General features: G+C 56.2%; 11 protein-coding genes and 1 tRNA gene. 2 read left to right on the forward strand and 10 right to left on the reverse strand.

Features of this window, described 5'->3' with window-relative positions:
- Positions 1 to 27 precede the first annotated feature (27 nt).
- Both AC1DNI_RS16370 and AC1DNI_RS16375 read left to right on the forward strand, forming a co-directional pair.
- Entirely contained in the window at positions 28 to 1,332 is a 1,305-nt protein-coding gene (locus AC1DNI_RS16370) for a glycosyltransferase WbsX family protein (RefSeq protein ID WP_477692605.1), read from the forward strand.
- 1 nt (position 1,333) lies between these two features.
- Positions 1,334 to 2,854: a rhamnan synthesis F family protein gene (locus AC1DNI_RS16375; RefSeq protein WP_477692606.1), complete on the forward strand. Its 1,521-nt coding sequence runs from the start codon at positions 1,334 to 1,336 to the stop codon at positions 2,852 to 2,854.
- Positions 2,855 to 2,909: 55 nt separating this feature from the next.
- Here the strand turns inward: AC1DNI_RS16375 and AC1DNI_RS16380 are convergent, their stop codons facing one another.
- From AC1DNI_RS16380 to xerD, 10 genes are all read right to left on the reverse strand, one after another.
- Positions 2,910 to 3,332: a GtrA family protein gene (locus AC1DNI_RS16380; protein ID WP_477692607.1), complete on the reverse strand. Its 423-nt coding sequence runs from the start codon at positions 3,330 to 3,332 to the stop codon at positions 2,910 to 2,912.
- Positions 3,332 to 4,612: an NAD(P)/FAD-dependent oxidoreductase gene (locus AC1DNI_RS16385; protein ID WP_477692608.1), complete on the reverse strand. Its 1,281-nt coding sequence runs from the start codon at positions 4,610 to 4,612 to the stop codon at positions 3,332 to 3,334. The genes AC1DNI_RS16380 and AC1DNI_RS16385 overlap by 1 nt, the downstream gene beginning before the upstream one ends.
- 8 nt (positions 4,613 to 4,620) lie before the next feature.
- On the reverse strand, positions 4,621 to 5,556 hold the full coding sequence (locus tag AC1DNI_RS16390; protein ID WP_477692609.1) for an NAD-dependent epimerase/dehydratase family protein: 936 nt from the start codon (positions 5,554 to 5,556) through the stop codon (positions 4,621 to 4,623).
- Positions 5,553 to 6,290 (reverse strand): SDR family NAD(P)-dependent oxidoreductase, encoded by a 738-nt coding sequence (locus tag AC1DNI_RS16395; RefSeq protein ID WP_477692610.1) that lies wholly within the window; start codon positions 6,288 to 6,290, stop codon positions 5,553 to 5,555. Before AC1DNI_RS16395 ends, AC1DNI_RS16390 begins: the two co-directional genes overlap by 4 nt.
- A 17-nt stretch (positions 6,291 to 6,307) precedes the next feature.
- A complete protein-coding gene (locus AC1DNI_RS16400; RefSeq protein ID WP_477692611.1) occupies positions 6,308 to 7,624 on the reverse strand; it encodes an FAD-binding oxidoreductase in 1,317 nt (438 codons plus the stop codon).
- 8 nt (positions 7,625 to 7,632) lie between these two features.
- The gene (locus AC1DNI_RS16405; RefSeq protein WP_477692612.1) at positions 7,633 to 9,111 is read right to left on the reverse strand and encodes a UbiA family prenyltransferase; all 1,479 of its coding nucleotides are present in this window, start codon (positions 9,109 to 9,111) and stop codon (positions 7,633 to 7,635) included.
- 169 nt (positions 9,112 to 9,280) lie between these two features.
- Positions 9,281 to 9,357: transfer RNA gene (locus AC1DNI_RS16410), tRNA-Arg, on the reverse strand.
- Between the two features lie 359 nt (positions 9,358 to 9,716).
- Entirely contained in the window at positions 9,717 to 10,670 is a 954-nt protein-coding gene (locus AC1DNI_RS16415; protein ID WP_477692613.1) for an acetyl-CoA carboxylase carboxyltransferase subunit alpha, read from the reverse strand.
- Positions 10,671 to 10,802: 132 nt separating this feature from the next.
- Positions 10,803 to 11,315 (reverse strand): hypothetical protein, encoded by a 513-nt coding sequence (locus tag AC1DNI_RS16420; protein WP_477692614.1) that lies wholly within the window; start codon positions 11,313 to 11,315, stop codon positions 10,803 to 10,805.
- Between the two features lie 38 nt (positions 11,316 to 11,353).
- Positions 11,354 to 12,280, reverse strand: a complete 927-nt coding sequence (gene xerD, locus AC1DNI_RS16425) for a site-specific tyrosine recombinase XerD (protein ID WP_477692615.1) — start codon at positions 12,278 to 12,280, stop codon at positions 11,354 to 11,356.

Consider the following 12,280-nt stretch of genomic DNA (forward strand, 5'->3'; position numbering starts at 1 on the left):
CATTTCTAATCAGAAGACTAGCGATTTATGATTAAACCTATTGCCTTTTATCTGCCGCAGTTTCATCCCGTCAAAGAAAACTCAGAATGGTGGGGCGCCGGATTCACGGAATGGACCAACGTCGCAAAAGCGCGGGCCAACTTTGAAGACCATTATCAGCCTCAAATTCCAAAAGATCTCGGATTCTATGATCTGCGTATGCCGGAGACGATGCAGGCTCAGGCTGATCTAGCCAAGCAGAACGGCATCTATGGTTTTTGTTTTTATTATTACTGGTTCTCAGGGCGAAGAATTCTCGAAACGCCGATAGACGTCTTCGTGGACAACAAGATTGATATGCCATTTTGTTTTTGCTGGGCCAACGAAAATTGGACGAAGCGCTGGGACGGTGGAAACAATGAAGTTCTGCTCGCCAATGAGCATAGCGTCGAGAATGACAGTCGCTTCATTGACGATGTGATCCCCTATATGCGTGATGAGCGGTACATCCGTTATGACGGCCTACCCATGATCGTAATCTATCGACCTGACATTTTGGTCGATTCAAAAACGACTTTTGACCATTGGCGAAAGCGTGCCAAGGAAGCTGGCTTGCCTGGCCTTTTTATCGCGTCCGTTGCGTTCTATGATATTTTCGACCCGGCTGACTGGGGCTGCGATGCTTTGGTGGAATTCCCACCGCATCAATATCTGAAAAACGCGTTTGCTTCTCAACTTCCAAGGATCACCAACCCGGAGTTTCGCGGCAATATCATGGACTACCGGGCCGTGATGTCAGAATCGATTGATCGCACCCACGATGATTTTCTATTCTTTCATGGGTCAATGCCATCCTGGGACAATACGGCGCGTCGTCAGAATGATCCCTTCACGTTCATTAATTCCTCGCCGGAGCTTTTCGAGTTCTGGCTGCGTCAACAGAGCGTAAAAACGCTGAAAGACGATCGAAACAAGGAAAAGTTTGTTTTTATCAACGCGTGGAATGAATGGGCGGAGGGTTGTCATTTGGAGCCATGCCTGAAATATGGCCATCAGCATTTGGAAGCTGTTCGTCGAGCAGTCGACGCTGATCGATACCTTGCCGCCACCCCCTCACACGATTCGACGATGGGTGCACTGGCTTCAATCGACTCCTACGACATCAAGGACTTCAAGTATCTGTCGGGGCTGGAATATCGATACAAGGAAGCATTGAGCGAGATACAGGCACTACGGACCGGACACAATGTGCCCTTCGCTACGTTAATGGCAAATCGATTGCGGAAGCGTAACATTTTATATCGCATCGCACGCGCAGGCTATCGTTTAGGGCGAAGCGTTAGAGGGCTCTAAGTTGCGCATTAATGCTGTCATCGCCCATTTTGACCCGTACAGCGAAAAGTCCGCCAACTGGCACAATCTGTTGCGAACGCTCAGGCCGGTCGTAAGCGATGCCGTTGTCGTTTCCACAGGAATATCGGACCGGGACTCCGACTTCGCGAAGCAACTGGGCTACGCGGTCATTCAACGCGGGAACGTCGGGTACGATTTCATGAGCTACTCGGTTGGGTTCGACGCCATCCAAGGCGCCGGTCCTGCAAGTAAAATTCTGTTCTGCAATGATAGCTTCTTCATTTCCAACGCGTCAAAATTCACCAACGCCTTGAACCTCCTGTTCAAGTCCAATGATCCGGCGGTGTTCCTTACAAGTTCGCTCCAGATCACCGAGCATGGACAGAGTTATCTCTTCGCAGTGGATCGTTCTGTTTTTTCGCGGCGACCGTTTCAGCAATTTATGAGTAGTGTCCGACCCCAACCTACTCGGCTGGACGTGATCTATGCCTACGAAATTGGACTATCGTCGTGTCTCAAGGACATGGGTGCCGATTTCTCGTCAGTTATGGATCCGCACTTCTCGGGTCTCAAAAGGGGAGTCACACCCCAACGAGGAATTAATCCAACGCATGACTACGCAGATGAAATTGAATTGCGATACGGCATTGTCAAGTATGAGCGACTAATCAAAAATCCCTTGTTGCTTAGCGATTCCGCTCGTCTGAAGGAGATTGCCCAGTTGGCAGTCACCCAGCAACCTGTGCCAGCTATAAAGCAAGAGACTACCAAGCCGCCGCTCATCGTCATTTGCCATTGCCACTATGAAGAAGTCGTCGACGAACTCATTTTGATACTCGACCGATTGCCGGATGGCAGCCAGGTCCATGTTACGTCATCAAATCCGTCCGTGCTGGCATCTTTCAAGGCTGGATGGCGACGAAGCAAGGTCTCGCTTGACGTATTGGCGACCGAAAACAAAGGGCGGGATGTCTTGCCATTTTTGAAGGTACTCGCTCTCCTCAAATTGCCCGACGATATCCCAATCCTGAAAATTCACGGGAAGCGTAGCCTCTATTCTCCAACCGGCGAGAAATGGAGACGCGATCTGCTGAATGAACTTCTTCCCTCTGAAGCAGGTGTCCAAAAGATCGTCAATGAATTTGGCAATTCGCCTAAATTGGCTATGATTGGCGCAAGCGGATCCTATGTCAGCGATCTGGGATACTGGGGCTCGAACCAGACCCGAGTATTTAAGTTCATGACATCGGCGGGATTAAATCAGCCAGCCTCCGACGACCTTGGTTTCTATGCAGGAACCATGTTCTGGATACGATCGCAATGCGCCAATGAGATTCTTTCCAACGTCGACTTGGATCAGTTTGAGTCAGAGGACGGGCAAAGGGATGGAACGTACGGCCACGTGCTTGAACGGGCAATTCCTATGACACTGAGATCCCAAGGTTGGTCTTTACGGGAAATTGGCGAGGACACGGAAATGTTTCCACATAAAGTCCGCCATCGAAAACTAACCTACTTTTAGTCCACGACCTGCCACTGCGAAACGCGATCCGTCGTTTCACGAACGCTGTAAGACGCTATCGTTCGGTGCCGGCAAAAGTAAATGATTTATGCGCGACATAGCTGGTGAGGACCGGACTGAGGACCCCCACTACGTGGGCCGTTGTTTCAACATGCCAATTGTAGTTGATCGCAGGGAGCAGCCACCGCGCCAGAATTATGCTCACCAGCCAGACTTGCAAAAGTGCGACAAGATTCACAAGTCCGAAGCGCACATATTCATTTCCAGTCGAGTTGCCGGACTCTTCGAAAACGAACTGCTTCATCAATATGAAGGCCGTAGTCATTCCTACAAGAAAAGCGAGCACAATAGCCGCACTAAAGGGCAGGAACTGCGAGAAGGCGATGCGGGAAAGAATGTTGATTGCGGCGGCTATCCCGCCTGAAATAACAAACCGCACGAAAGGAGATCCGACAACTGAGATCGCTCGCTCACGCATCAGATGACTGCCTCTGCCATTGACCGGCCAAAGCGAATGCTCTCCGAAACACCTCGATCTTCAGGATAATAAAAGCATGTGTCGGCAATCTGCAGTCCTGCAATCGGGGTCTGAACGTCTGGCAGCTTTTCGTAGAAATTCGGCTCGCAGACCGGCTGGGCATAACGCAGGCGGCCGACTTTCGCATCGATCAGGTCGTTTTTGGTGACTGCCGGATTGATGCGGCTTATATAGCCGAACGCGTCGTCGATGAACTGCTGGTCGCTCCACTGCCATTTCGGCTGGGTCGTGGGCATGTAATAGGGCACATAGACGATCGTATCATCGACAGGGCGCAGATTCGAAAACTCGATGATCCCGGGAATGTCGATGTCGTCGTCTACGATATTGACCCAGAAATTTTTGGTGACCGAACGCTTCAACTTGAACAGGAGGCAAACGACGCCGATATTGCGGATTGCATCGTATTTTGTCTTCCACGCCTCCGGAAGATCCGGAGCCAGTTTGGATACGAGCGGCGTTGGCACGGTGGAGATGACCGCATCGGCGGGGAAAAATCGCCCGCCCGCGGTAACGCCGGTGACCTTGCCGTCCTTTGTCTCGATTTTCTCTGCCGACGCCGAAAGCTGCAGTCGACCTCCCTTTGCCTCGAAGGCGGATGCAAGCGCCCTGACCAGGGTCTCACTGCCCCCCTCGATATAGCCGAGTTCCTCCTGGAAAATGGAGCGGCGTGAATTGCCGATGCGCTTGATGCGCGTGGCAATCCAGGACGCCGAAATATCATCCGAGAGTTCATAGAATTTGAGCTGCATGAGGCGCCGCCACAATGTGTCGTAGACTTCCTTGCCTGAACCGCCTTCGATCCACTGGCGCGCGGTCAACTTTTCGATGCGATCGAATGCCTTGGCCTTGGTTGTCAAAAACATCTGAACGCCCGTCCGCAGCTTGGCTATGAAGCTCAAATGCGGGAACATCAAAAGCGAAATCGGGCTGCCCCAAGGGTGGACCTTGCCCTTCATGTAGTAAGCCATGGAGGTCGGCGTCCAGCGCATCTTGTCGCCAATGCCAAGCTCTTCCATCAAGGCGAATGTCGGCTTGTCGGTCTTGCAGACAAAATGGTAGTAACGTTCGATCGACAATCCGCCAAAGTCGAAATGCGCTGCCATCCCGCCCGGCTTGCTGTCCGCCTCGATCAGGTCAACCTCATGACCGAGGGTAACGGCGCGATGTGCTGCCGCAAGTCCCATTGGCCCGGCACCTATGACGACGATCCTGCTCATGGCGATCCTTAGAAATCGAGAACAATACCGGAATAGCGCGGATCGAGATAAGTCTCCTCGAGCGCTTTCCGCAACGGGGTTGCTTTGATACCGAAAATTTTTGGCCAATCAATAACCGGGAACGTCTCCGGTATGACAAGCGCCTCCAACTGGCTGGTCGTAAATGGCGGGTTCTTGTTGAGCTTGCCATAGGCGTATAGCAGGGCCCAGAACAGCCCATAGGGTATATGGACGATCTTCGCCTTTGGCTTGACGATGTCGTGGATGAGTGCAATCAACTCGCCATAGTGGACTTGTTCCAGTCCCGAAATGTCGTAGGTACCCGTCGCCCGGCTATCCAATCCAGCAGCGATGATGGCGGCGAAATCACCGACATATAGCGGCTGGCGGATAAACTTGCCGTCACCCGGGATCGGGAAGATCGCAGTGCGGTCCATGAACCGGCGCAGCCATCCAAGATGTTTGCGGTCGAACCAGCCGAACATCAATGTCGGGCGCAATATCAAATGCGGTATATCGGTTACGGTATCGATGAACTTCTCTTGAGCCGTTTTTGAACGCGTGTAGAAATCATCGGCCTGCGAGTGCACGACCGACGATGAAATCTGCACGAAGTAAGGCGTTCCGTGCTCGCGCATGGCCGCTACAATGTTCTCCGTGGCCGTCACGTTGTTGTCGGTGAATTCCTGCTCATAAAGGCCGCCGATCTGGGCCTGGTTGAGCACCACGGCATCTGCTCCAGCGAGCGCGCCCGACCAAGCACCGGGCTTTGCAAGATCAGCCTCGATGACCTCGATTTCCGGATGGATCCGCCGAAGCAACGCCGTGTTGGCGGGATGCTTGTCGATGCCGACGATGGCAATGTCTGGATTTGCCTTAAGCCGGGCTATGAGATTCTGTCCGACAAGGCCTGCCGCGCCGGTGATGATGATCTTGCGGGTCATATACTCATCCGGTTGAAGATTGCTGTGGGCAAGTTGCGGATGATGAGCATTATCAAGCGCCAGCGGGCCGGAGCGTAGAATACGGGCCCTTTCCCATCCGCGGCGCGCCGCACGACCTTCGCTACTTGCTCGGGTGTCGCCCACAATGCGCCCTTGCGCTTCATTCCATCGGTCATTGGCGTAATGGTCGGCCCCGGCTTGACAATCGCAGCGCGCGGACCATTGCTGGCGAAACGATGCGATATGCCTTCGACGAGAGCGGCAAGGCCTGCCTTCGCAGATCCATATACGTAGTTCGCGCGCCTGCCGCGGTCGCCCGCCACTGATCCCAGCACGACAAGCGAACCCCGGGCCTGGGTTTCGAACAAATCCGCAACAGCTAGACACCAGGCCGCTGCAGAATTGAAGTTTATTCTCAGGATATCCTCCGCCACCTCTGTCGAGCGCTCGGCCTCGTTCTGATCGCCGAGAATCCCGTAGGCGACGATAACGTGATCGACGCCTCCAAGCGTCGCAACAAGTTCTGCAAGCCTGGTGCGCACATCATCCGAAACAGCAAGATCGTGGACGGCAGTCTCGACGCGGGTCGCGCCTCGAACCTTCAGATCCGCGGCAATGGCTTCGAGCTTGCCTTCCTGGCGGCCTACCAGCAGCAGATCAGCGCCTTCCAGTGCGTAGAGGCGGGCTGTGGCCTCAGCAATCGCCGATGTCGCTCCCAAAACGATAACGCGCAAAAAATCATTCCTCTTCGTTATTGACTCACTCTTCGCCAGAAAGCTGACGAGAATGCCGGATCGACATGGTTGGCAAACGTCTCCCACGCCGGATAGCCGGCGCGAAACATGGATGCGGAGATCCGCCCGTCCTTGGCAGGATAGAGCCGCCCGCCTGCCTCCCGGACGATGTCGTCGAGCCGGTTCAACAAGTCAAGCGTCAACTGGCCCTTGTTGGGAAAATCGAGTGCAAGCGTGGTGCCGGCGTGCGGAAAAGATAAAAGTCCGGGTGACGGCACTCCACCAAAGGTCTTGAGCACCGCGAGAAAGGAGCCTTCGCCAGCCTTGGATATCGTTTCGAGCATTTCCCGCGTAGCGTCTCGCGCCGTGCCTGGCGGCACGACCGATTGATACTGGTACATCCCCCGGCTGCCATACATCCGGTTCCAATGGCCGATGGCATCCAGAGGATAGAAATAAGGCTGGTACGGAGTAATCGCAGGTCCCGCAGCCCGGCGGCCGCGGTAGAAATAAAGGCTGTTGAATAGACCTATGGAGGTACGGTTCAGCATGAAGCCCGGCATTGCGAAGGGCATGCTAAGCCTTGGCTTTAATTGCTTTGTCAGTCGCGCTCCTATAGGCGCGTGGCGGGCACGGCTGAAGAGTCCCCGCCCCAGCCGGTCACCTCTTGCCAGGCAATCGACCCAGGCGACCGTGTAATCCGCAACGTCATCGCTTTCGGCTGCGACGGCAAAGAATGCGTCGAGATTGGCAAAGGGGATGGTCTCCGCCACCATCATGGAACTCTCAATCGGCAGAAGTTCGATCTCGGCCCAGCTTATCAGGCCCGTCAGGCCCAATCCGCCAATTGTTGCAGCAAATAACCCCGTTTGATCATCGGGCGTCAGCTCGATCTCAGTGCCATCGGATCGAAGGAGACCGATGCGGCGCACCCATCTGCCGATCGTTCCAGCGGAATGATGGTTCTTGCCGTGAACATCGTTGGCAATGGCGCCGCCCAATGTAACGAAACGCGTCCCTGGCGTGACCGGCAGAAAGTAGCCGCGCTGTACGAAGAGCTCGAGGATGCTGTCGAAGGCTATTCCGGCCTCCGCGCGCAACAGCTGCGTCCCAGGATCGAACGATATCACCCGGTCCAGCGCAGTCATGTCGATAAGCGAGCCATCGGGATTGAGTCCGCTGTCGCCATAGGACCGGCGCAAGCCGATGCCGAGCACGCTTCGCCCCTCTTTCCGGGCAAGGATCTCCGGCAGTTGCTCACGCCAGATCGGCCGGCTGACGAAATGCTGCGCTTTTACCGTTCCGCCCCAGGAGCGGATGTCATCCGCAACCATGTATGACGTCATAGGGCGACCACAAACAGCACTGCGATCAGAACGCCCAGCAGAATGCTGGGCCTGTCACGCAAGGCGAAGCTGACGGGGTCGTCGTTCATCCGGCCGCGATGGGCGAGCAACCAGATACGGCCGATCCAGATCGCGAGGAAGACGGGTATACCTGCCAGCAACTGCGGATGCGAATAAAACGGACCGGGCAACATCTCTTCGACGATGAAGAGAACCATGATCAGCAGGGATGCGACGGCGGAAGCTACACCAAGTGCCAGTGTGAGAGGCTCGTCCTCGATCAGGTAGCCGCGGCTCGCGAGACTATGGGAGCCGCTCGACGAAGCACGGACGATTTCGGTGTGACGCTTGGCCATGGCGAGCGAGAAAAAGAAGAACACCGAGAACGTCAGCAGCCACGCCGACGCGGGCACCCTTAGAAGCGCAATCCCCATGATAAGGCGCGTGGTGAACAGGATACCGATGATGAGCGTATCCAGGATGGGCACGCGCTTGAGCCCGAATGAATAGGCCAGGGTAAGTGTCAGATAGGCCGCCAATGCAAGCGTAAAATAGGGAGACAGGAACAACGAGCCGATGAAGGCGGCAATGAGGCCGCTGCAAGCCAGCAAAAGACCGGATGCGATCGGAAGCCGCCCACTGGCGAGCGCCCGATTGCGTTTCGACCAGTGCTCCCTGTCGGCACTTAAATCCGCAAGATCGTTAAGCAGATAGGTCGAAGACGTCACCATCAGCAAGCAGATAAGACCGAGGATCGTATCGCGCACAACGGCGAAATCACCCCAGGCATGGGCAAGAACCAACGGGACGAAAATGAGCGCATTCTTGGACCAGTGGTGGACCCGCAGTGCTTTGAGGCTATCCTTCAAACCGAGCGGATGATTGGAAAACTCCGCTTCCACCGGCTTGCCGAGACCGCGCGCGGCCCTGGCGACGCCGGGCGACGCGCCAGCCAGAACAACCCCTTCAGCCGCCTTCCACACGGCAAGGTCCGCTCGGCTGTCACCGACATAGACGAAACCATCCGGGAAAGTGCGCGCCAGATGTTCTGCCTTGACGCGGCCTTTCAGATTTGCCGTCGCCGAACCTATGGCGCTTGCAAAAATCCCGACGCGGCGGGAAACATTCTCGACAACCGCTTGATTTGCCGCCGAGCAGAGATGAATTTCGCGGCCTGTCGCGGCCTGCTCACGCAGCCACTTGACCAGATCTTCACGCAGAGGCAACACGGTCGAAGCGAGATCGACCTTCGACGCCAGGGAGGCTTTCAGCGCGGCGCGCCCGCGCAGCACACTCGGAGCGGCAAAGGCAAGCGCTGCCGGTTTTGTAAAGATTGCGGCTACCACCTGCTCATGCAGTGTATCGGTCAATATCAGCGTCTTATCGAGATCGACGACAAGGGGATATCGCGCCGAGTGAACATTCGCGGCATCGGGAGAAATCTCTCCATCCAATTTGCGGTATACCAATTCCATTGATAGCTGAAACTTTTCCAGTGAAAAATACCAAATGTTTCTGGCACAAGTGATGCATCGCCACAAGACCGCTGGCAGCTCACGGTAAATGCAGGATAGCCTGTTCTCGCGGAATCAGGCTCGCGCCTACATTGGCAATCACAACTGTAATTGGATCATATTGAAAGAATGGCGCGCCCGAAAGGATTCGAACCTCTGACCCCCAGATTCGTAGTCTGGTGCTCTATCCAGCTGAGCTACGGGCGCGTACCACTTATGCGCGTTCGTCTGCGCAGCGCGGTTCGTAATGGGTTGGGAACCGAATTGCAAGCTGCTTCGTAAAAAAACCGAAACTATTTTCGGCAGTGCGGTCGCTGAGCGGATTTGTTCGGCGACTTAGCAAATTCGCTGCAGCATGCGGTGAAGTCCAGCGCAAAAAAAAGCCCGGAGACAAACGGCCCTTGCTTAGTAAGGAGGTTTGAAAGAGAGGGGTGCGTGGAGCGCTTCTTGCTTGAAGAGAAACGCTTGTCTTATGACTTTTGCTGCCGAACAGGCAAAGAATGAACCGCTGCGCTCAGGCACGGAAGAAAATGGGCGCCATCCTTGCCTTGACCAACACGGATACTCTAAAGATTGCGGCCAATCGAGAGATATTTATCGCGGCGATCCTGGCGCAGTGCGTCGCCGTCCATGTTGCCCATGGATTTCAGCGCGACATTGATGATGTTGCCTGTCGCCTCGATGGCGGCGTCCTTGCCGCGGTGGGCCCCGCCCATGGGTTCGGGGATGATGCCGTCGATGATCTTCAGTTCGTAGAGATCCTGCGCCGTAATGCGCATCGATGTTGCGGCATCCTTGGCGCGCGTCGAATCGTGCCAGAGAATCGAGGCCGCGCCTTCCGGCGAAATGACCGAATAGATCGAATGTTCGAGCATATAGACGCGGTTCGCTGTGGCGATGGCAATGGCGCCGCCGGACCCGCCTTCACCGATGATGACGGAGACGACCGGGACCTTCAGGTTGAGGCACGCCGCGGTGGAGCGGGCAATAGCTTCTGCCTGGCCGCGTTCCTCGGCGGCAATGCCCGGGAAGGCGCCGGCCGTATCGACGAGGGTCAGCACCGGCAGTTGGAAGCGGTCGGCAAGTTCCATGATGCGCACGGCCTTGCGGTAACCTTCGGGCATGGCCATGCCGAAATTGTGCTTGAGGCGCGACTTGGTGTCGTTGCCCTTTTCCTGGCCGATTACGGCTACGGCCTGGCCGTTGAAACGGGCAAGGCCGGCCTGCACTGCATCGTCGTCGGCAAAATTGCGGTCGCCGGCAAGCGGCGTGAAGTCGCTAAAGAGCTTGGAAATATAGTCAACGCAATGCGGACGGTCCGGATGGCGGGCGATCTGCGCCTTCTGCCAGGGCGTAAGCTTGCGGTAGAGATCGCGCAGGGCCTCGGCCGACCTTTTTTCCAGCCGTGCGATCTCGTCATTGGTATCGAGCGCGTCGCCTTCTTCGGCGAGCTTCTTCAGCTCGAGGATCTTGCCATCGAGATCGGCGACCGGTTTCTCAAAATCAAGGTAGTTGTACATGGACGAGATGTCTGCCTGCAAACGGTGAATTTTGCTCTAACTGGCTGTTGCCGAGGCGCATGTCAAGAAACATGGCCGAACGGCGGGCCGGCGGCGCAACTTATTGGGGGGAATTCAGGCGAAGGTGTGGTGCTATTTCGCCGCGGGTTTGCGCCTTGCAAGCTTCGGCGGCCTGGGCGGCGCGGCAGCCTTGCGCCGCCTCGGTTTCGGTTCTGCGTGTTGCCAACCGATCCAGCGGCCTTCGCCAGCAAAATGGCGCGGGCCCACAGCTGCGGTTTGCAACCCTTCACGCAATCTGTCGAGGTCAAGGTCCGGCATACGATCGAGAAGCCCGCGAGGCAGGCGGTCAAGATCGAGCCAGGTGACATCGAAGTATATGTGTTCCTTGCGCTCCCCGTCATCGACGGTAAAGAACCATTGGCTTTCCATATAGTCGCCAAACCACGGGTCGGGAAACATTGCGGGGGTAAAGGTAAAGCCGAAGGCGGTTACCTCGTTCCAGCCCCAGCTTTGCCGCCAGCCCATGGAGCGGGTCAGGTGGCTGGTGCGGGTGAAGCCCCGATCATGAAAATGCATCACTTCGCCGTCGGCCTCGGCGGGTGGCGGCTCCGGTCGGGTGATCATCTTCTTCAACAAGTGCCACATGGACAGACCTCTGGTTGAATGCTTTTTCGCCCTTCTCCCTAGTCTGCCAGAGGGTGATGCTCCGTGACAAGCCTGTGCAGGCGTTCTTCCATCACATGCGTGTAAATTTGGGTCGTCGCAATGTCGGAATGACCCAGCAATTGCTGGACGGCGCGCAAGTCGGCGCCATTCTGGAGGAGGTGGCTGGCGAAGGCGTGCCGCAGGACGTGCGGCGAGATCGCGGAGGTTTTTAGCCCGGCGCGGGCCGCCAGCCCTTTCAACTCGCGGGCAAATACCTGCCGCGCCAGGAAGCCTGTTTCGGAAACAGCGGGAAAGAGCCAGGAATTGTCAGCCAGATTGGGCTGTGCATCGCGGGCGGCGAGGTAGCGGTTCATCGCATCGCGCGCCTTTGTCGAAAGCGGCACCATCCGGTCTTTCGAGCCCTTGCCGCGCACCATCAAAAACCGGCTGTCCTGCCGGGCGACAGCCACCGGCAATCCGACAAGTTCGGAAACGCGCAGACCCGTTGCATAGAGGATTTCGAGGAGCGCATGGAGACGCAGGGCCTGCATCGGCGATGCGCCGGAGGCCTCCGGGTCGTTCGTCTCAAGCTCGGCGCGTCCAAGCAGTTTCTCGACATCCGCCTCACTCATGATTTTAGGAAGGGCCCGCTCCTTTTTGGGGGCATCGAGCGTGCTCGTTGGATCATCGCCCCGGAGATTCTCCGTATACAGAAAGCGAAAGAACTGGCGGAGCGCCGAGAGCCGGCGGGCCTGCGAGGTCGCTGCGAAACCACGGGCCGAAATATCGTCAAGATATGCACGAACCGTCACATTGGCGGCATCCGTCAACTGCTCGCCAGCCGCCGCGCTGAAGGCGGCTGCGTCTTCGAGATCGCGCCGATAGGATTCGAGCGTGTTCTGGGCGGCGCCGCGTTCGGCACTCATCATTTCGAGAAATGTTTCAATGGCGGCGGCAGCGCGCAT

This window comes from Phyllobacterium sp. 01N428 (genome assembly GCF_056399405.1).